The following is an 18,387-nucleotide window of genomic DNA, read 5'->3' as shown; positions in this document are numbered from 1 at the left end:
GTTGTGACTGTCATGCTGTAGACTAAAAAAATCCAGTGCATGATTGTCATTTTGCGACTGCCTCGTATAGAAGTTCCCCAGCCCAGGCGCCTGCTTCATTCCCAAATTTTCCGCCTGCCATTCCCCCCACTGTACCGCCGAATATCCCACAAGCGAGTGCTCCGGTTCCACCTGTCGCTACGCCAAACACCACGCTGCAAGCAGCACCAAGAATAAGCTTGCCACTGGCTGCCCCAGCAGTAGTACCCAACAAACCCAAGGTTAATGAACTAACCTCGACATACTGCGCCTTTTTGCATTCCTCCTCGCGTCCGAGCGTACAGGCTTTATGTATCTCCAGGCCCGTGGCAGCGACGTCTAATGCAATCCCTACATACGTTCCTTTCTTGATCAAATTAGCAGCCGTCGCCACGCCTGAGACTTTGTTGGCATATCCTGCAATCTCGCCGGTATGCAAATAACTCTTTGTGGATATCCCCAGCGTCCTTTTGATCGAGCCCTTGTTCCTTATCCCGGAACCGTAAGCCGCCAGCTTGTTCAGCTGCTCATCCAACTTCATGAACAAGACGGCACGCTTTGCATAGAACTGATCGCGAGCCTCCATGGCCCCTGACCCGAGATGCTGTTGATGCAGCTTCTCGATATCCATCAAGGTGGCCTCGATAGCTTTCAGGTGCTTGCTCCACCCTTCACTGACTACACCAGCGCCCACAGATGCATGCGCGATGAGGCTCTTCAAGGTCTCGAAATTGTCCAGGAAAAAGTTATCCACACCTTGGCCGTTGCGCATCAGCCCCATGTGCGCAATCGTCGCCTGTCTCATCATCCAGGCTTCCTGGCTGGTGCAGGAAGCCGTGGTGGGATCGCCGATGATGATAAGTTCACCGCTACGGACCACAGTATTGGCGATGTGCGAATTCAGCACGTCAAACTTTTCCAGGGAATGACCGGTCAGCGCCAGGTCGGATTTCAGCCTATGATAGTTTTGCAGCTTGAGATTGAGAAACGCCCGGGCTTCAGACATAGCCTTGTCCTTACGCGTATTTCTTGTTGCCGATCCGGTCCCAGCCGCCGGCGATATTGCCGCCACCGGCGCCATCAATGCGCCGCTGCTGGGTATAGGTGGTCTTGATCCGGCCGTAGTTGAGCTGCACTACTTCAAGCGGTACGCCGGTGTCCACGCTCTGCGAATATTCGGCGATGATCACTTCCTCGAGGATTATTTCGTAGTACTTGAGTTTGTCACCAGCCGCGCGGCAGAGTGCCAGTTTCACTTCCTTGAGGTGCTGCCCGGTGCAACTGGCTTCCATCAGTTTGCAACTGGCACTGTCGAGGTATTTGGTGAAAGTGAAGTTGGTGACAGAGGTACGGCCGGAAGTGGCTCCGCCAGTAGAACTTGCAGTGGCAGATGTGCTTTGGCTGACGCCGAAATCGTAGCCAAGCACTTCGATCCATTTACTGTATTGCGCGTCCAGTGCTTCACCTGGAATGTTGTCGATCTGAATGTAGGCGTCGAAAGCCATGTTTTCTTCTCCCTGACAATTGAATCAATTGGGTATTGCTGCCCGGTGACCCGGCTGATTTGCAGAGCCTAGGCCTGCGATGAGTCGGGGGCAATACTTCAGGGAATGAAGAGGTGCAGTTCAGAAATGGACTACAAATGAAGGGGGAAAGCTGAAATTATATGTCAAAAAATGTAACTGTTACCCTTGCAGTAGGATGATGTTTACTTAACTTCTGGTTGCCTTATTCATCATGTTGAATTGCGAGCAGAGTCATGTGGGAATTTTCACTCATCCCACATGACCCAAACCAAGGTCCGCTTATGAATCAAGCAAAGACAAAGTACTTGCGCACGGTCTCGACCACTTCCCAGGTGCCTTTCATCCCCGGTTCGATCACGAACACATCACCCGCTTTCAGGTGCTTCGGCTCTTCGCCTTCCGGGGTGATGATGCAGTAGCCATCGAGGAAGTGGCAGAACTCCCACTTCTCGTAGTTGACCTCGAACTTGCCCGGGGTGCAGATCCAGGTGCCCATGATCTTGCTGCCGTCGGCCGACAGGTAGGCGTTGAGGTTGACGGTGTGCGGATCGCCGCCGATGCGCTTCCACTTGGTGGCGTCCACGACCGGCGTCGGGCAGGTTTCGCGCAGGACGGTGATGAAATCGGACATGGCACAACTCCTGGTGACTGGCTGAATGACTCGTCACCATAGGGCCATTGGCCGAGCCGCAGTTGCCTGGGCTCGACGTCCAGCTGTCTGGTCGCGCTATGCCAGGCGGTTGACCTCGACGGTGATGTGCGCCAGTTCTTCGTGTACGCCCAGGGCCATGCGCACGCTGTCGGCGCTGAGTTCGGCCCGGGCGGCCAGGCCGAGAATGCAGGCGTACTGGTCTTTGCCCACGCGCCACACGTGCAGGTCGGTGATGCTGGCCGGCACCGGCAGCTGCGCGACCACCTCGCGGATTTCCTCCACTACCGGCGCGTCCATCTCCGCATCCAGCAGCACCCGCCCGGTATCGCGCAGCAGCCCGCGAGCCCACAGCGCCACCAGCAGCGCACCGACCAGGCCCATTACCGGGTCGAGCCACCCGGCGCCCCAGTACTTGCCGGCCAGCAGGGCAACGATAGCCAGCACCGAGGTGGCTGCGTCGGCCATCACGTGCAGGTAGGCCGAGCGCAGGTTCAGGTCGTGGTGATGGTGGCCATGGTCATGGTGATGGTCGTGGCCATGGTGGTGAAGATCGTGATCGTGATGGAGATGGTCGTCACGCAGCAGCCAGGCGCAGATCAGGTTGACGGCCAGGCCCACGGCGGCGATGAAGATCGCCTCGTCATAATGGATCGGCCCCGGTGCCAGCAGGCGCTGCACCGACTGGAATGCCATCAGCCCGGCCACGCCCAGCAACAGCAGGGCGCTGGAGTAGCCGCCGAGAATCTCGATCTTCCAGGTGCCGAAGGCAAAGCGCCGGTCGCCGGCATAACGCCGCGCGGCGGCATAGGCCAGCAGCGACAGGCCCAGGGCCAGGGCGTGGGAGCTCATGTGCCAGCCGTCGGCCAGCAACGCCATGGAATTGAAGAACCAGCCCCCGGTAATTTCCGCCACCATCATCACTGCGGTCAGCCACACGGCCAGGCGCGTCTTGCGCTCGGCGCTCAGGTTGCTGGTATGGAACTGGTGGCTGTGCTGCCAGCGGTCTGAGGTTTGTGTCGCCATGGTTTATCATGCTCCCGGAACGTCGAGAAATATACTATACCCCAGTATACCTAGCATGGTGTGAAACCCAATGGCACATACCCTGAAGAGCAAGAAGCAGCTGCTGACCCGGGTGCGCAAGATCAAAGGCCAGGCCGCCGCCCTGGAGACAGCGCTGGAGCAGGACAAGGACTGCCTGGCGATACTGCAGCAGATCGCCGCCGTGCGCGGTGCGGTGAACGGGCTGATGGCCGAAGTGATGGAAGGGCATATCCGCGAACACCTGGTGGCGGACGGGCTGAGTGCCGAGGAGCGGCAGGACGAGGCGGACAAGGTGGCGACGTTGCTGCGGTCGTACCTCAAGTAGCAGACCGGCGGTACCGATACCCTAGGGAGGTATTGGTACCCGATGGTACTTGCTGATTTCCTACGTGTCAGAAGGCATGTTCCTACTTTGCCATCCAATCTGTCCGCTGGTCGCGATACGTGTGCATAGTGTGTAGTGCGCTTTGTTCTGGTCAATTCGGTGTGTATGATACACATCGACTGCCGAGGAAGAATGAATGCGCAGTCGTGAAGTTATCCAGCTTATTGAAGCCGACGGCTGGTACCAGGTTGATGTGAAAGGTAGTCATTACCAGTTCAGGCATCCGACAAAAAGGGGGCGAGTCACGGTTCCTCATCCCAAGAGTGAGCTCCCCAAGGGCACAGTACGCAGCATCTTGAAGCAGGCTGGCTTGATACAAGCCAACGGCACTGCCAGCACGAGCATCAACGGAGGTAGTCAATGAAATTCCCGGTCGTATTGCACAAAGACGCCGACTCGGACTACGGCGTGACCGTACCTGATGTGCCCGGTTGCTTCAGCGCCGGTGCCACTGTTGCAAAAGCACTGGAGAATGTTCAGGAAGCGCTGGCACTACATTTTGAAGGGTTGGTCGCAGATAACGAGGCATTGCCGCAGGCACAGGAAGTCGACGTCCATGTGGCAAACCCTGACTATGAAGGCGGGGTCTGGGCCGTTGTGGATTTTGATGTCACCCCGTACCTGGGTAAGGCGGTTCGCTTCAATGCAACGCTGCCGGAAAACCTGCTTCAACGAATCGACGAAAAAGTGAAGCGTGATCATCGCTATGCGTCCCGCTCCGGTTTTCTGGCTTCGGCTGCACTGCGAGAGTTGGCCCTTTCGCACTAATCGGTAGGCTCACTTTCGCTACGCCCACCAATACCGCACAAAGTGGAAGAACACCGGCGCGGCAAAGCACACCGAATCCATGCGGTCGAGCATGCCGCCGTGGCCTTCGATCATGTGCCCCCAGTCCTTCACCCCACGGTCGCGCTTGATCGCCGACATCACCAGCCCGCCGAAGAAGCCCATGGCGTTCACCGCTAACGCCATCAGTGCGGCCTGCCAGAAGCTGAACGGGGTGATCCAGCACAGCATGGCGCCGATCAGGGTGGCCAGCGCCACGCCGCCGGCCAGGCCTTCGACGGTCTTGGATGGCGACAGGTTGGGCGCTACCTTGTGCTTTCCGAACAGCTTGCCGCACACGTACTGCAGCACGTCGCTGATCTGCACCACAAGGATCAGCCAGGCAATCAGCAACAGGTTGCGGCCCTCGTAACCCGGGATGTCCAGGGTCATCAATGCCGGCACCGACGATACGCAGTACACCGCGATCATCAGCCCCCACTGCACCTTCGAGGCGCGCTCGAGAAAGCGCGTGGTGTCGCCGCCGAAGCTGGCCAGGATCGGCAGCAACAGGAACAGGTACACCGGGATGAAGATGCTGAACAACCCGTACCAGTCCATGGCGATCAGCACGTATTGCACCGGCAGCGCCACATAGAACGCCGCCACCAGTGCCGGGTAGTCGCTGCGCCGGGTCGGGGTGAGCGTCATGAACTCGCGCAAGGCATAGAACGATACGCCGTAGAACAGCACGATCACGCCATACTTGCCGAACAGGAAGGCGATGCCGATCACCAGTACCATCACCCACCAGGCGTTGATGCGGGCGTTGAGGTTGTCGATCACCGCGTGCGGTGCCGGGCCGGCGCGCCATTTGAGCAGGCGGCCGATCACGCTGGCGAGCAGCAGCAGGGCGCCGATGCCGGCAAACAGGGAAAGGGTGTTGTCGTCCATCTCAGGCATCCTTGGGGGCCAGGTTCAGCAGGGCCTGGCTGGTCCGCTCGAGAAAGGCTTGCTTGCTTTCATCCGCCTGCAGGTGCAGCGGCTCGCCAAAGCTCAATGTGCACAACAACGGCAATGGCAAGGCACGACCCTTGGGCATCACCCGGTTGAGGTTGGCGATCCATACCGGCACCAGTTCGACTTCGGGGTTGGCTGCTGCCAGGTGGTACAGCCCGCTCCTGAACGGCATCAGCGGCTCGTCGCCGAGATTGCGAGTGCCCTCCGGAAAGAAGATCAGCGAGTCGCCCTGTGCCACTGCTTCGAGGATCGGCTGCAACGGGCTGCCCTGGCCGGCGCTGTGTTGCCGGTTGATCAGCACACCGTTGAAGACCTTGCGGATAAGAAAATCGCGAATACCCGGCTTGGCCCAGTAATCGGCACCGGCTACCGGACGGGTACGCTTGCGCAGCGGCTGCGGCAGCGAGGCCCACAGCAGTACGAAATCACCATGGCTGCTGTGGTTGGCGAAATACAGGCGCTGCACCGGCAGCGGCGTGCAGCCCAGCCACAGGGCGCGGGCACCGGTGATCAGGCGGGCGGCGGAAGTGATGAGGTAGGCGGTCAGGTTGGCGAGCATGGATCGGTAGTCATCCCTTCAAAGGCAGTGTCAGCAGGGTAGCCAAGGCCAGCGACAGCTGCAGGCCCAGGCACACTGCCTGGCGGCGTAACAGGGCCAGCGCGGCCCGGCTACGGGCAGGCCATGCTCGAGTGTCGGCGGCCTGCGGTTTGAGTTTCAGCTCGAACAGTGCGTGGTCCAGGGCCTGGGTGTCCGCCGCCAGGTCGCGGCTGGCGGCGAGGCGGGCGAACAATTGGGCATCGATGGCCACACGGATGGCCCAGTACTTGTGCAGCACGCCTAGTACCAGCAGCGCAATGCACAGCAGGCTGGACAGCGGTTGCAATTGGGCACCCAGCAAGGGCGCCAAACCGTAGGCCAGGGCCAGCAGGGTGAGGCCGTCCGACAGGCGTTCCAGTTGTTTGCCTCGGCCCAGCAGGCTGGCCACCACGTACAGCGTCATGGTTGTGTCCCTAGCTGTTGCAAGGCCTGGCGGTGTGCGCTGTGCAGCACCACGCCAGGGCGGGCCTTGCGGATCAGCGCTTCGACCTGGCGAGCATCACTGCAGCGGCCCGTGAGCACCAGCCAGGCTGCCACGGCGCTGGCGCTGCGCGAATAGCCCAGGGCGCAGCAGACCAGCACCGGGCCTTGCGAGCGCAGGCGTTCGATGGTGACGGCGGCTTGGTGCAGCAATGGGCTTTCCGGGGCGATCAGGTCCAGGGTAGGAAAACATGCGTAGCCAACGGCGGACGTGGCCTGTGTAGGAGCGCTGTGCTGAACATGACACGGTAGCTCCGCGCACAAATCGACCACCGCAGCGAACTGCGCGCCGCGCCCTGGAATTCGCCCGAGGTATACGCCATCACATACTTCATCCGCCTGCGGATGCCGCCATGTCCACAGCCGCGAGTTGACCCACGCCCCCACCAGATAAGGCGCCAGCAGCCAGCTGGCGGCATTCGACAAGCGACCATCGGCGCATTTCTGAAACCCGCCTGCACCGAGCGCGGCATAGTTCAGCGCCACGAGGGCCAGCGACACGGCCGGCCAGGTCAACCATAGCCAGGCACCGCCGAACGTAACGGCTGGCACCGCGCACAGCAGTCCACCCACGGTATAGAGCAACGCCAAGCGCCAACGCTTGGCATCCCGCGCAAGGCGCACCTGCTGCCAGGGCAGTTGCCCTTGATGTGGCCACAACCAGACGCAGACGAACCCCGCCAATGCCCCTGTCGGCACGTCGATGAAATGGTGCTGCCAGGTGGTCAGTACCGAGACCCCGATCAGTGCCATCCAGCCATGCATCAGCCAACGCCAGAGCTGGCGCTGCACGTGCCGGGCAAACATCGTCCAGATGATCACCAGCAGGGCAATATGCAGCGACGGTGCCTGGTTGAACGGCTTGTCGAAGCCCATGAGCACATCGAACATCCAGCCGAACACCCCGCCCAGTTCCGGCCGCTCGAAGGTGAAGCGCAGCGGCCAGAGCAGGAAGCAGCTGACGCTGATCAGCTGCGCGGTGAGCAGCGCCAGCGCGTGCCGGTCCATTTCCTGGCGCGTGCGTGGCAGCAGGAAGGACAAACCGTAGAGCAGGTCGATCGACCAGTACGGGATGATCGTCCACGGCCACAACGGCATGCGGCTTTCCCAGCCGAACACCAGGCTGCCGACATCACTGCGCCCGGCGGTATGGTTGTTCGCCAGCCCGTAACTGAGGAAAAACAGCGGCCCCAGCAACAGAAGCCAGAACACGCCTCGGCGGATCAGCCGGGGCTCGCGTGATGGGCTCATTCAGCGCACCCGTTGTGCCAGGCTGACGCTGAAAATGCCCCATTCATCGATGCGCTGGGCCAGCTTGCGGAACCCCGCCGCTTCTACCAGCTGGTCCATTTCGGCCTGGCTGCGGCGACGCATGACCCAGGCCTCCCCGCCGCGGTGGCTGGTGAGGGCGCGGGCGATCATTTCCAGTTGCGGGTGCCACGGCTGGCCGGTGTAGACCAAATAGCCGCCATCTTCCAGCGCATCCGCCAGGCCGGCCAGCGAGTTGCCTACCAACTGGTTGCTGGCGAACAGTTCGTACAGGCCGGAGACCACGGCCAGGGTCGGTGGTTGTTCCAGGGTGGCCAGGCTCTGGCGGTCGAAGGCATCGCCCTGGACGAAGCGGGCGATGTCGGCCAGGCCCTTTTCTGCAATCAATGCGCTGCCTTGCTGCACGTTCAGTTCGCTGTAGTCACGCAGCAGGATCGAATCCGGCAGCTGTTCGAGCTCCTGCAGGGACTCGAGAATGTAGCGGCCATGGCCGGCGGCGATATCGACGATGTGCACCGGCCGCTGCTGGTCGCGCAGGCGGACGATGGCCAGGCGCAGCAGTTCCTCTACGTGCAGCTTGCGCTGGCGGATGCCGCGCCAGCCGATGGCGTCGAGGTAGTTCTGGTCGATCAGGCGGCCGAGCTTGCCTTTGCCGGTCGGCTGGTTGCGGTACACGTAGTCCAGGGTACTGCCCGAGTCGAAACCGGTATCGAAACCCAGCTTCACACCTTCGGACAGCCCCTTGCCCAGACGCAGCCCGGCACGGGTAGCACGCCAGTAAAGGTCGCTGGGCGAGTTGCGCGGCAGCGGTGCGGCCAGGCTTTCGGCTTCGGCGCAGCTGGCGCCGGTCTTGTCGGCATCGAGCAGTGACGGCAGGGCGGCGGGGCTGGCGAAGCAATGTTCGACAAACCGCTCGATGCGCCGCAAGGCATGGGCCCTGTCACGCTCGCCAAGGGTATCGTGGAAAAAGCCTGGCAGGATGTGCATTTCCTTGCGCGCACTGCCCAGGCGTTCGAAGAAGCGTTCCTGCGGTTGGCGTTCGACCACGAAGTCGGCACCGGACACCAGCAGCTGGGTTGGCAACTGAATGGCCTGGGCATCCGCCACCACCCGGTCGGCGGCTTCGTACAGGCCCAGCAGCATGGTTACCGAAATCGGCCGGCTGATCAGCGGGTCGGCCACGTACGACATGACCCGTTCCGGGTCGTGGGTGAGCAGGCGGGGCTTGACGTAGCTGTTTACGAAGAAGTTGCCGCGCAAGGCTTTCAGCAGTTTCAGGCCGGTGCGGGCGAACGGCACATACAGTTTGACCTTGAACGCTGGCGAGGCCAGCACCAGGCAGCGCACCTTGGGCGCGTAGTCGTGGGCCCAGGTGGCCACGAGCACGGCCCCTACGCTCTGCGCCAGCACCACCAGGTCCTGTTCGGCGATGCCATGGCTGGCCTGGATGTGCTCGATGAAGGTCTGCACATCGCGCACGCTGGTGGCGAAGCCCGGGCTGTCGCCACGCGCGCCCGGCGAATGGCCGTGGCCGCGGGCATCCCAGGCGAAGAAATCGTAGCCCGGCATGTCCAGCTCGTCGGCCAGGTGTGCCATGCGCCCGCCGTGTTCGTGGCCGCGATGGAACATCACCACGGCCCGGCGTGGCTGGTGTTGGTTACGGGTGGCAGGCCAGTGACGGTAGTGCAGCTCGACGCCGTCATGGGTGGAGAAGTGCAGCGCTTGCGCTTGGCGCATGGTCGACATCCTTTTGCGACGGCAGTGGGCTCAGCGGGTTTCGGCCAGCCCCTGGCGAACCCGGTTGTAGAGGGTATAGAGCGAGAGTGCGAGGATGACCAGCAACAAGCCGTTGAGCCAGGTGCCATTCAGCAGGCCCAGGGCGACACCGGTACCCAGCACACCGAAGGCAAAGGCCCGGTCGCTCTTGCCCATTGGGCCATCGTAGCGCCGTGAAGCACCGGCCAGTGGGCCCATGACACCGGCGTATTCGCTGAAGGTGGCGCTGAGCACCACGAGCACGACCAAGGTTGGCGATACACCGGCCAGCAGGGCGAAGGGCAGGTACAGCGCGGCATCGGCGATCACGTCGCACAGTTCGTTGAGGTAGGCACCGAGGGTGGATTGCTGGCCGAACTCGCGGGCGAGCATGCCGTCGACAGCGTTCAGTGCCATGCGCAGCAGCATCCAGACTGGCACCAGGATGAACAGCCAGGTGAGATGGGGCAGGGCAGCCAGCAGCAGGCCCAGCAGGATCGACAGCAGGGCGGCGGCGACAGTGACCTGGTTGGCGGTGACACCGCGGTCGTAGAGGCGCTGGACAGCAGGGCGGAGCATGGCCTGGAAGCGCGGTTTGAGCTGGTAGATCGATGCCACTGGAAAGTCCTTTTCGGTGGGGCGTTATGGCGCCATTGTGTGTGAGCCTTCTTCGCGGGTAAACCCGCTCCCACAGGTATAGCGTCCATCCGAGAGATACCACATATCCTGTGGGAGCGGGCCCGCCCGCGAACACGGGCGAAGCCCGTGCCATCAATCGCGGTGCCTGCTTCGCGGGCTCGCCCGCTCCCACAGGTATAGTGTCCAACCGAGAGATACCACACATCCTGTGGGAGCGGGTTCACCCGCGAACACGGGCGAAGCCCGTGCCATCAATCGCGGTGCCTGCTTCGCGGGCTCGCCCGCTCCCCAGGTATAGCGTTCATCCGAGAGCTACCACATATCCTGTGGGAGCGGGTTCACCCGCGAACACGGGCGAAGCCCGTGCCATCCACTTCGTCAGCGGGTGAGGGTGGTTACCAACCCTGCGGCATACCCCGGCAATGCCGCAAAATCGCGTGCACACACCAGCAAGCGGCGATTGGCCCATGGTTCCGTCAGCGCCACCCAGTGCAACGGCAACAGCCCTTGCCAGCGCTTCACCGCAGCCAGCGGCACAATCCCTACTCCGGCTCCGCCCGCAACCATGCGGATCACGCCATCGAACCCTTCGGCACGCACCCGAACCCGCATGCGCCGGCCCTCGCGCAGTGCCTGCTCTTCCAGGTACAACGCCAGTGCACTGCCGGCACCCAGGCCGACGTAGCCATGGGCCAGGCTATCGATGAAGCTCGGCGCTACCTCGCTGGCCAGTGGATGGCGCTGCGGCGTTACAAGCACCAGTGGGTCTTCGCGAAACGGCCGGGTCTGCAGGTGCTCGCTGGGGGCGGCGGTTGAAACTATGCCCAGGTCCGCCATGCCCTGGGTAATCGACTGCACGATGCGCAGGCTCGGCAACTCCTGCACATCCACACTGACGCCTGGGTTTTCAGCCAGGTAGCCGGCCAGCAGCTCCGGCAGGTACTCCGTGAGTGCAGCCGTGTTGCACAGCAGGCGCACCTGGCCCTGCTGCCCTTGTGCGTACTGGCTCAGGTCGAACTGCAGGCGCTCGACCTGCTGCGATATCAGCCGGGCATGCTGCAGCAGTGCCTGGCCGGCCAGAGTTGCTTGCACGCCACGGCGGTTGCGTTCCAGCAAAGGGATGCCCAGCGAAGCCTCCATTGCGCGGATCCGCGCACTGGCTGCTGCCAGCGAAAGATGGCTGCGGCTGGCACCGGCGGTGATGTTGCCGCACTCCAGGGTGTGCTGGAACAGCCTGAGGTCGATCAGGTCGAAATGCATGTGGCTCTGTCCTGGCAAGAGTCTGGCTGAGTATATGGCAGATTTTCAGCCCGGCCGAAGCACGCCATCATCGGCCCATGAATACCTTGCTCGCTTTCTACCAGAACATTGGTCCAGCGCTGTCGCTGCTGGTGGTACTGACCTTCCTGCTGGCCGGCGCGGTGAAGGGCGTGATCGGCCTCGGCCTGCCGACAATCGCCATGGGCCTGCTGGGCCTGGCTATGTCACCGGCGCAGGCTGCGGCATTGCTGATTGTGCCTTCGACCCTCACCAACCTCTGGCAGCTGGCCAGTGGGGGGCACCTGCGGAGGTTGCTGGCACGCCTGTGGCCGATGCTGGCGATGATCTTCGTCGGTACCTTGCTGGGCAGCGCCTGGCTGGGGATCAACAGCGGCCCTTGGGCCGCACATGCACTGGGCGCGGCCTTGATGGTGTATGCGCTGTACGGGCTGGTCGGTCCGGGCCTGCGCCTGGCACCGGGGCGGGAGCCTTGGCTGGCGCCGCTTTGCGGGCTGGTCACGGGCGTGGTCACGGCGGCGACCGGGGTGTTCGTGATACCGGCTGTGCCCTACCTGCAGAGCCTGGGTTTGAATCGGGATCAGATGGTCCAGGCCCTGGGCCTGTCGTTCACGGTTTCGACCCTGGCCCTGGCCGTTGGCCTGGCCGGGCAGCATGCCCTGGGTGGCCAGGCGCTGGGTGCTTCGCTGCTGATGCTGGCGCCGGCCTTAGTCGGCATGCTGGCCGGCCAGTGGCTGCGTCAGCGCATCAGTACGCCGCTGTTCAAACGGTGCTTCTTCATCGGCCTGGCCGCCCTCGGCGGCCATTTGCTGATCAGCGGTTAGCGCTTGATGCGCTGAGCATGTCGATCATCTGGATGTCGAAATCGCGTTCCAGGTAGTCCATGCGTTTTTCGAAGAACGCGGTCATGTGCGGCAGTGCCGAATGCACATCCAGCGCGGCCTTGTCGGCCCAGACCTCGAAGAACACGAACAGGCTCGGGTCCTGCTTGTCGCGCAGCATGTGGTACTCGATGCAGCCCGGCTCCTGGCGGCTTGGCTCGACGTAAGCGCGGAACAGGGTTTCGAACGCTTCAGCCATTTCCGGGCGGGTCTTGGCTTTGAGGATGAAGGCGTACTGCTCACTCATGGGTCGCTACTCGGTGATGGGAGGTGATGAGATTCTAAGGCAATAATGCATTATTGATTTGTGACTTCAGGTCAATTGTATTTTGCCGCTGCATTACTGTATCCCGCGCCCGCGAGCCCCTAACCTGCCGGCCTGAATTTTTTCCGCGAGGCCCGCATGAAGAAGATCCTTTTGCTCAACGGTGGTAAACAGTTCGCCCACTCCGACGGTCGTCTGAACACGACCTTGCACGAAGCGGCCATCGCTCACCTGGACCGGGCCGGTTTCGATGTACGCCAGACCTTCATCGACGGTGGCTATGATGCCCAGGAAGAGGTGGAGAAGTTCCTCTGGGCCGATGTGGTCATCTACCAGATGCCCGGCTGGTGGATGGGCGCGCCATGGACCGTTAAAAAGTACATCGACGAGGTGTTCACTGCCGGCCACGGTAGCTTGTATGCCAACGACGGCCGTACCCGTTCGGACCACTCGCAGAAGTACGGCAGTGGTGGCCTGGTGCACGGCAAGCAGTACATGCTTTCGCTGACCTGGAATGCACCGCAGCAGGCATTCGACGACCCTAGCGATTTCTTCGAGGGCAAGGGGGTGGACGCGGTGTACTTCCCATTCCACAAGGCCAACCAGTTCCTCGGCATGACCGGGTTGCCAACTTTCCTGGCGGTGGATGTGATGAAGCGGCCGGATGTGCCGGCTGCTTTGGCGGCCTATGAGGCGCATCTGGACAAGGTGTTCGGCAAGGCACAGTAAGGTTTTCTCTGTGCCGGCCTCTTCGCGGGCTTGCCCGCTCCCACAGGTACTCCACAGTCCTTGAAATCTGTGTGATCCCTGTGGGAGCGGGCAAGCCCGCGAAGAGGCCAGCACAGGCACCGCTGGACTTGGCCTCGACAAGCGGCTATCTAATCCCTGCAGAGACCAACCACAGGCGCAGATGTGAAAACCCGATCCGAAGAACTCCAGGTATTCGTCACCGTCATCGACTGCGGCTCGATTTCCGCTGCTGCCGAGCAGATGGGCCAGACTCCGTCCGCCGTCAGCCGTACCCTGTCGCGCCTTGAGGGCAAGCTGGGTACCACGCTGGTCAACCGCACCACCCGGCGCATGGACCTGACCGAGGAGGGCCGCTTCTTCCTCGAGCGCGCGCGGTTGATCCTGGAACAGATGGACGAGATGGAAGAGCGCCTGTCGATGAACCGCCAGACCCCCACCGGGCGCCTGCGCATCAACGCCGCCGCGCCGTTCATGCTGCATGCCATCCTGCCGTGGATCGGCGAGTTTCGCCGCCAATACCCTGGCATCGAACTGGAACTCAATACCGACGACCTGATCATCGACCTGCTGGAGCAGAGCACCGATGTGGCAATCCGCATCGGTGAACTGGCCGACTCCAGCCTGCACGCGCGCAGCCTGGGATGCAGCCCGGTACAGGTGCTGGCCAGCCCGGCCTACCTCGAGCAGCACGGCACGCCGCAGCGGGTCGAGGACCTGGCCAACCACTGCCTGCTCGGCTTCAGCCAGCCCGAATCGCTCAACCATTGGCCACTGCGCCATGCCCAGGGTGACCGCTGGAGCATTCGCCCGTCACTGATCGCCTCCAGCGGCGAGACCTTGCGCCAATTGGCGCTGGCCGGCGAGGGCATCGTCAGCCTGTCGCACTTCATGACCCACGAGGACATCCGCGCCGGGCGCCTGCAAGTGCTGCTGAGCGAAGCCAACAACGGCTATCGCCAGCCGATCCATGCGGTGTACTACCGCAACACCCAGCTGGCGCTGCGTATCCAGTGCTTCCTCGATTTCATCCAGCGCAAGTTGGCGATGTACGCCAGCTGAGTTGCCTGAACGCGACAGGTCCTGTCCACGGGCGGCGAAACTTCCTGCGATTGATTGCACAGTCGAAGCGCTTCGGCCTTACTGACTGCTCAACAAAAACAACACCAAGGAAGTGTCATGCGTATTGCTCCGTTCCAGTACCTGGCTCTCGCAGCCGCGATCCTGAGCTGTTCCTCGGTTCATGCCGCCAACCTTGAGGGCGGCGCGGTGGCCGCGCCCGATCAATATGGTGCACAGGTGGCCGCCGACATCCTCAAGAAAGGCGGCAACGCGGTGGATGCGGCAGTGGCCACGGCTTTCACCCTGGCGGTGACTTATCCCGAGGCCGGCAACATCGGTGGTGGCGGGTTCATGACCCTGTTCGTAGACGGCAAACCCTACTTCCTCGATTACCGCGAAGTCGCGCCCAAGGCCGCCACGCGCAACATGTACCTGGACGAAAAGGGTGAGGTCATCGAGAACCTGAGCCTGGTCGGGGCACGTGCTGCTGGCGTTCCGGGCACGGTGATGGGGTTGTGGGAGGCGCATCAGAAGTTCGGCAAGCTGCCCTGGAGCGAACTGCTGACCCCGGCCATCGGCTATGCGAAAAACGGCTTCAAGGTTGCGGCCAAGCAGTACCAGTACCGCAACGACGCCCAGGGCATGTTCAAGACCGCGACCAATTTCAACGACTACTTCGGCAACATGAAGGTCGGCGAGCTGTTCAAGCAACCGGAAATGGCCCAGACCCTGGAGCGCATCGCCGACAAGGGCGTGAGCGAGTTCTACCAGGGCAAGACCGCAGACCTGCTGGTGGCGCAGATGCAAGCCGACAAGGGCCTGATCACCAAGCAAGACCTGAAGGACTACAAGGCCGTATGGCGCGAGCCAATGGCCGTGAGCTGGCGTGGCAATGTGGTCTATACCGCGCCACCGCCAAGCTCCGGTGGTGTAGCCCTGGCCCAGCTGCTGGGTATCAAGGAAAACCGCGCGGCGGACTTCAAGGGTGTGGCGCACAACTCGGCGCAGTACATTCACCTGTTGGCCGAGATCGAGAAGCGCGTGTTCGCCGACCGTGCCGACTACCTCGGTGATCCGGCCTTCACCGCAGTACCGGTGGACAAGCTGGTGGCCAAGGACTACTTGGCCAAGCGCGCCGCGCAGGTCAACCCGAAGGCCATTTCCGATACCGACAAGGTCAAGCCGGGCCTGGAACCGCACCAGACCACGCACTTCTCGATCGTCGACAAGCAGGGCAATGCGGTCAGCAACACCTACACCCTCAACCTCGACTACGGCAGTGGTGTGGTGGTGAAAGGCGCCGGCTTCCTGCTCAACGACGAGATGGACGATTTCAGCGCCAAGCCGGGGGCGGCGAACGCCTTTGGTGTGGTAGGTGGCGATGCCAATGCTATCGCCCCGGGCAAGCGCATGCTGTCGTCCATGAGCCCCAGCCTGATGACCCGCGATGGCAAGGTCGAGCTGGTCATCGGCACCCCGGGTGGCTCGCGGATCTTCACCTCGATCTTTCAGGTGATGAACAACCTGTACGACTACGACATGCCGCTGGACAAGGCGGTGGCGGCGCAGCGCGTGCACCATCAGTTGCTGCCCAAGGACACCATCTACTTCGACAGCTATGCGCCGCTGACCGGGCCGGTGGCTGATGAACTGAAGAAGATGGGCTATGTGCTGGAGGACCAGGGCTGGGAGATGGGGGATATCCAGGCGATCCGGGTTGATGGGACGAAGCTGGAGACCGCTTCGGATCCGCGTGGGCGCGGGGTAGGGATGATCGTCAAGTAATACCTGTTCCATCGCTGGGAGGGCTTTGCCCTCCTTTCGCGACACAAGGCCGCTCCTACAGGAGATCGCGGTCCCTTGTAGGAGCGGCCTTGTGTCGCGATGGGCCGCAAAGCGGCCCCAGATTCCAGGATCAGACGCGGAACTGGCTGACCAACGTCTGCAACTGCCCACCCAACCGCGCCAACTCCACGCTGGACGCCGCCGTCTCGTCACTGGCCGCCGCCGTCTGCTCCGACACATCGCGTACATTCAGGATGCTGCGGCTGATCTCCTCCGCCACCGCACTCTGCTGTTCCGCCGCCGCGGCAATCTGCTGGTTCATCGACTGGATGCTCGACACCGTGCTGGTGATGCTCTCCAGCGAAGCCCCGGCCTTGCGCGCCAGCTCGACGCTGCTGTCGGTCAGGGTGCGGCTGCCGTGCATGGCCGTAGCCACTTGCTGGGTACCATGCTGCAGGCTGGCGATCAGTTCTTCGATCTCTTCGGTGGATTTCTGCGTGCGCTGGGCCAGGCCGCGCACTTCATCGGCAACCACGGCAAAACCACGGCCAGCCTCGCCGGCACGCGCCGCCTCAATCGCAGCGTTAAGTGCAAGCAGGTTGGTCTGTTCGGCCACCGACTTGATCACGTCCATAACGCTGCCGATCTTCTGGCTTTCCTGCTGCAACAGGTTCATGGCTTCGGTGGAGCGGTGCATGTCCTCGGCCAGGCGTTCGATCTGGCCAATTGCTTCGCCTACCACGCGGTCGCCGGCACGGGCTTCGTCATCGGCACCGGTGGCAGCATGCGAGGCCTGCTCGGCATTGCGTGCCACTTCCTGAACGGTAGCGGCCATTTCGTGCATTGCGGTGGCCACCTGGTCGGTCTCGACCTTCTGGCTGTTGGCGCCGGCGCTGGTCTGCTCGGTCACTGCCGACAATTCCTCGGCAGCGCTGGCGATCTGGGTGACGCCATCGCGGATGCCGCTGATCAGCTCGCGCAAAGTGGTGCCCATGCGGGCGATGCCTTGTTGCAGCACGCCCAGTTCGTCGCGGCGGGTGACGCGCAGGTGTTGGGTGAGGTCGCCGCTGGCGATCTTTTCAACTGCCACCATGGTGTCGCGCAGTGGGCGGGTGATCTGCCGGGTGATCAGCACTGCCGCCAGCACGCCGACCAACAGCGCCAGCAGCGTGGCGATGGCCTGCAGGCTGCGGGCCTGGGTACTTTCCATGTCGCGGCGCTGCAACTGGATCTGGTACAGAGCGTCGCTGCGCTTGACGATGTCGGCACCCTGAACGGTCATCTCGGCGCGCGCAGTGGTGATGTTGGCGACCGCATCGCGGAATTGACGCACGGCTTCACGGTAGGCCAGCACCGAGCCTTCGAACTGTCGCAGGCGCGTGTCTTCGGCCGGCAGCTGGCGCTTGAGGTTGTCGATTTCGGCCAGGGCGGTGTCCAGCTGGCGCAGGGCTGCCTGCTCGTTGGCAGCGCTGTTTTCGGCAATGTAGCCGCGTACGTCGATGCGCACCTGCAGCAGTTGCTGGCGGGCCTTGCTGATCAGCTGGTACTGGGCCAGGCGCACGCTGTCGGCTTCGGGGCGCGCCATGACTTCCTGGCTGAGGGCGTCCATGGCCTGGTCGGCACGGCTGGCCGAGCCGTCCATGGCCGTGCGCGCGGTGCGGGTGGCATCGTAGCCCTGGCGCATCTTGTTCAGCGACACCTTGTAGGCGCTGATGGTCTCGCCCAGTTCACCCAGCAGCTTGATGTTTTCCGGGCTCTTGAAGGTGCTGGCCAGGTAGGCCTGTTGCTTGCTGAAGGCGTCAAGCTTGGTCTGGGTGTTGGCGGCGGCAGCATCGTCACCGTTGGCGATCATGTACTGCAGGCGTGCAATGCGCAGGTCGGTCAGGTCCTTGTTGAGCTGGCCGATATCGCCCATCCAGTTGCTGCGGTCAATCAGGCTGCCCAGGCTGGTCCAGCCGGTCAGGGCCAGCAGGCCGGTGAGGATCAGTACCAGGCCGAAGCCCAGGCCGAGTTTGAGGTTGACGCTGATGTTGGCGAACCAGCTGTTCATGCACGCTCTCCAGAAGTTGTTTTTCGCTCGCTTGATCTCCGATCGCCAGGCGTTGTTGTTCTGGATGCCCGCTGATTCGTGCAGGGGTTATCGGCAGTGATGGAGGAAGCTGAAACGCTTTTTCAGCAGATTTGTAACTGGCTTGATTGGGGCTGCCTTGCAGCCCTT

The 18,387-nt window shown here is 62.4% G+C and carries 20 protein-coding genes; 7 read left to right on the top strand and 13 right to left on the bottom strand.

Translation table 11 applies throughout. The features are described from left to right. Positions 1-46: 46 nt before the first annotated feature. From E5221_RS24295 to dmeF, 4 genes are all read right to left on the bottom strand, one after another. A complete protein-coding gene (locus tag E5221_RS24295) occupies positions 47-1,024 on the bottom strand; it encodes a hypothetical protein (RefSeq protein WP_247846565.1) in 978 nt (325 codons plus the stop codon). 10 nt (positions 1,025-1,034) lie between these two features. Further along, positions 1,035-1,523 (bottom strand): type VI secretion system tube protein Hcp, encoded by a 489-nt coding sequence (locus E5221_RS24290; RefSeq protein WP_247846564.1) that lies wholly within the window; start codon positions 1,521-1,523, stop codon positions 1,035-1,037. A 307-nt stretch (positions 1,524-1,830) separates the two neighbouring features. Next, complete coding sequence (locus tag E5221_RS24285; RefSeq protein WP_003258412.1) at positions 1,831-2,175, bottom strand: cupin domain-containing protein; 345 nt, start codon at positions 2,173-2,175, stop codon at positions 1,831-1,833. A gap of 96 nt (positions 2,176-2,271) precedes the next feature. Continuing rightward, entirely contained in the window at positions 2,272-3,219 is a 948-nt protein-coding gene (dmeF, locus tag E5221_RS24280) for a CDF family Co(II)/Ni(II) efflux transporter DmeF (RefSeq protein WP_247846563.1), read from the bottom strand. Positions 3,220-3,289: 70 nt separating this feature from the next. On the opposite strand from dmeF, the gene E5221_RS24275 reads away from it, so the two are divergent. From E5221_RS24275 to E5221_RS24265, 3 genes are all read left to right on the top strand, one after another. Continuing rightward, positions 3,290-3,565 carry a metal/formaldehyde-sensitive transcriptional repressor gene (locus tag E5221_RS24275; protein ID WP_003258414.1) on the top strand — a complete coding sequence of 92 codons (276 nt, stop codon included), beginning with the start codon at positions 3,290-3,292 and terminating at the stop codon, positions 3,563-3,565. A 196-nt stretch (positions 3,566-3,761) separates the two neighbouring features. After that, positions 3,762-3,989, top strand: coding sequence for a type II toxin-antitoxin system HicA family toxin (locus E5221_RS24270; RefSeq protein ID WP_003258415.1), 228 nt, complete (start codon positions 3,762-3,764; stop codon positions 3,987-3,989). Continuing rightward, on the top strand, positions 3,986-4,393 hold the full coding sequence (locus tag E5221_RS24265; RefSeq protein ID WP_003258416.1) for a type II toxin-antitoxin system HicB family antitoxin: 408 nt from the start codon (positions 3,986-3,988) through the stop codon (positions 4,391-4,393). The genes E5221_RS24270 and E5221_RS24265 overlap by 4 nt, the downstream gene beginning before the upstream one ends. A gap of 18 nt (positions 4,394-4,411) precedes the next feature. Here the strand turns inward: E5221_RS24265 and E5221_RS24260 are convergent, their stop codons facing one another. From E5221_RS24260 to E5221_RS24230, 7 genes are all read right to left on the bottom strand, one after another. Next, positions 4,412-5,344, bottom strand: a complete 933-nt coding sequence (locus tag E5221_RS24260) for a phosphatidate cytidylyltransferase (RefSeq protein WP_039613060.1) — start codon at positions 5,342-5,344, stop codon at positions 4,412-4,414. A gap of 1 nt (position 5,345) precedes the next feature. Then, the gene (locus E5221_RS24255; protein WP_247846562.1) at positions 5,346-5,969 is read right to left on the bottom strand and encodes a lysophospholipid acyltransferase family protein; all 624 of its coding nucleotides are present in this window, start codon (positions 5,967-5,969) and stop codon (positions 5,346-5,348) included. A gap of 10 nt (positions 5,970-5,979) precedes the next feature. Then, positions 5,980-6,411 carry a hypothetical protein gene (locus E5221_RS24250; protein ID WP_247846561.1) on the bottom strand — a complete coding sequence of 144 codons (432 nt, stop codon included), beginning with the start codon at positions 6,409-6,411 and terminating at the stop codon, positions 5,980-5,982. Next, positions 6,408-7,739 carry a phosphatase PAP2/dual specificity phosphatase family protein gene (locus tag E5221_RS24245; protein ID WP_247846560.1) on the bottom strand — a complete coding sequence of 444 codons (1,332 nt, stop codon included), beginning with the start codon at positions 7,737-7,739 and terminating at the stop codon, positions 6,408-6,410. Before E5221_RS24245 ends, E5221_RS24250 begins: the two co-directional genes overlap by 4 nt. Next, positions 7,740-9,494, bottom strand: a complete 1,755-nt coding sequence (locus E5221_RS24240; protein WP_182328958.1) for a bifunctional alpha/beta hydrolase/class I SAM-dependent methyltransferase — start codon at positions 9,492-9,494, stop codon at positions 7,740-7,742. A gap of 30 nt (positions 9,495-9,524) precedes the next feature. Continuing rightward, positions 9,525-10,130 (bottom strand): CDP-alcohol phosphatidyltransferase family protein, encoded by a 606-nt coding sequence (locus E5221_RS24235; RefSeq protein WP_039613056.1) that lies wholly within the window; start codon positions 10,128-10,130, stop codon positions 9,525-9,527. Positions 10,131-10,529: 399 nt separating this feature from the next. After that, positions 10,530-11,411 (bottom strand): LysR substrate-binding domain-containing protein, encoded by an 882-nt coding sequence (locus E5221_RS24230; RefSeq protein WP_061552491.1) that lies wholly within the window; start codon positions 11,409-11,411, stop codon positions 10,530-10,532. Positions 11,412-11,488: 77 nt separating this feature from the next. On the opposite strand from E5221_RS24230, the gene E5221_RS24225 reads away from it, so the two are divergent. After that, the gene (locus tag E5221_RS24225; protein WP_247846559.1) at positions 11,489-12,253 is read left to right on the top strand and encodes a sulfite exporter TauE/SafE family protein; all 765 of its coding nucleotides are present in this window, start codon (positions 11,489-11,491) and stop codon (positions 12,251-12,253) included. Here E5221_RS24225 and E5221_RS24220 read toward each other — a convergent pair. Continuing rightward, positions 12,243-12,557 (bottom strand): putative quinol monooxygenase, encoded by a 315-nt coding sequence (locus tag E5221_RS24220; RefSeq protein WP_003258316.1) that lies wholly within the window; start codon positions 12,555-12,557, stop codon positions 12,243-12,245. The two genes, E5221_RS24225 and E5221_RS24220, sit on opposite strands and share 11 nt — an antisense overlap. A 156-nt stretch (positions 12,558-12,713) precedes the next feature. Between E5221_RS24220 and E5221_RS24215 the strand changes: the two genes are divergently transcribed. The 3 genes from E5221_RS24215 (at position 12,714) to ggt (ending at position 16,169) form a co-directional block, all read left to right on the top strand. Next, positions 12,714-13,304 carry an NAD(P)H-dependent oxidoreductase gene (locus E5221_RS24215; RefSeq protein ID WP_039613053.1) on the top strand — a complete coding sequence of 197 codons (591 nt, stop codon included), beginning with the start codon at positions 12,714-12,716 and terminating at the stop codon, positions 13,302-13,304. Positions 13,305-13,487: 183 nt separating this feature from the next. Further along, positions 13,488-14,384 (top strand): LysR family transcriptional regulator, encoded by an 897-nt coding sequence (locus E5221_RS24210; RefSeq protein WP_015271809.1) that lies wholly within the window; start codon positions 13,488-13,490, stop codon positions 14,382-14,384. A 117-nt stretch (positions 14,385-14,501) separates the two neighbouring features. Beyond that, positions 14,502-16,169, top strand: coding sequence for a gamma-glutamyltransferase (gene ggt / locus E5221_RS24205; protein WP_247846558.1), 1,668 nt, complete (start codon positions 14,502-14,504; stop codon positions 16,167-16,169). A gap of 130 nt (positions 16,170-16,299) precedes the next feature. Here the strand turns inward: ggt and E5221_RS24200 are convergent, their stop codons facing one another. Then, complete coding sequence (locus tag E5221_RS24200) at positions 16,300-18,219, bottom strand: methyl-accepting chemotaxis protein (protein WP_015271807.1); 1,920 nt, start codon at positions 18,217-18,219, stop codon at positions 16,300-16,302. Between the last annotated feature and the right edge of the window lie 168 nt (positions 18,220-18,387).

This window comes from Pseudomonas sp. A2, from assembly GCF_023100865.1.
Taxonomy (GTDB): domain Bacteria; phylum Pseudomonadota; class Gammaproteobacteria; order Pseudomonadales; family Pseudomonadaceae; genus Aquipseudomonas; species Aquipseudomonas asiatica.
Note: the sequence above shows the minus strand (reverse complement) of the source record. Positions and strands in the feature narration are given on the sequence as shown.

Coding starts and splice junctions, on each gene's coding strand:
- E5221_RS24295 (WP_247846565.1), bottom strand. CDS start 1,024: ATGTCTGAAGCCCGGGCGTTTCTCAATCTCAAGCTGCAAAACTATCAT.
- E5221_RS24275 (WP_003258414.1), top strand. CDS start 3,290: ATGGCACATACCCTGAAGAGCAAGAAGCAGCTGCTGACCCGGGTGCGC.
- E5221_RS24285 (WP_003258412.1), bottom strand. CDS start 2,175: ATGTCCGATTTCATCACCGTCCTGCGCGAAACCTGCCCGACGCCGGTC.
- dmeF (WP_247846563.1), bottom strand. CDS start 3,219: ATGGCGACACAAACCTCAGACCGCTGGCAGCACAGCCACCAGTTCCAT.
- E5221_RS24230 (WP_061552491.1), bottom strand. CDS start 11,411: ATGCATTTCGACCTGATCGACCTCAGGCTGTTCCAGCACACCCTGGAG.
- E5221_RS24245 (WP_247846560.1), bottom strand. CDS start 7,739: ATGAGCCCATCACGCGAGCCCCGGCTGATCCGCCGAGGCGTGTTCTGG.
- E5221_RS24220 (WP_003258316.1), bottom strand. CDS start 12,557: ATGAGTGAGCAGTACGCCTTCATCCTCAAAGCCAAGACCCGCCCGGAA.
- E5221_RS24215 (WP_039613053.1), top strand. CDS start 12,714: ATGAAGAAGATCCTTTTGCTCAACGGTGGTAAACAGTTCGCCCACTCC.
- ggt (WP_247846558.1), top strand. CDS start 14,502: ATGCGTATTGCTCCGTTCCAGTACCTGGCTCTCGCAGCCGCGATCCTG.
- E5221_RS24255 (WP_247846562.1), bottom strand. CDS start 5,969: ATGCTCGCCAACCTGACCGCCTACCTCATCACTTCCGCCGCCCGCCTG.
- E5221_RS24290 (WP_247846564.1), bottom strand. CDS start 1,523: ATGGCTTTCGACGCCTACATTCAGATCGACAACATTCCAGGTGAAGCA.
- E5221_RS24200 (WP_015271807.1), bottom strand. CDS start 18,219: ATGAACAGCTGGTTCGCCAACATCAGCGTCAACCTCAAACTCGGCCTG.
- E5221_RS24265 (WP_003258416.1), top strand. CDS start 3,986: ATGAAATTCCCGGTCGTATTGCACAAAGACGCCGACTCGGACTACGGC.
- E5221_RS24250 (WP_247846561.1), bottom strand. CDS start 6,411: ATGACGCTGTACGTGGTGGCCAGCCTGCTGGGCCGAGGCAAACAACTG.
- E5221_RS24225 (WP_247846559.1), top strand. CDS start 11,489: ATGAATACCTTGCTCGCTTTCTACCAGAACATTGGTCCAGCGCTGTCG.
- E5221_RS24240 (WP_182328958.1), bottom strand. CDS start 9,494: ATGCGCCAAGCGCAAGCGCTGCACTTCTCCACCCATGACGGCGTCGAG.
- E5221_RS24260 (WP_039613060.1), bottom strand. CDS start 5,344: ATGGACGACAACACCCTTTCCCTGTTTGCCGGCATCGGCGCCCTGCTG.
- E5221_RS24270 (WP_003258415.1), top strand. CDS start 3,762: ATGCGCAGTCGTGAAGTTATCCAGCTTATTGAAGCCGACGGCTGGTAC.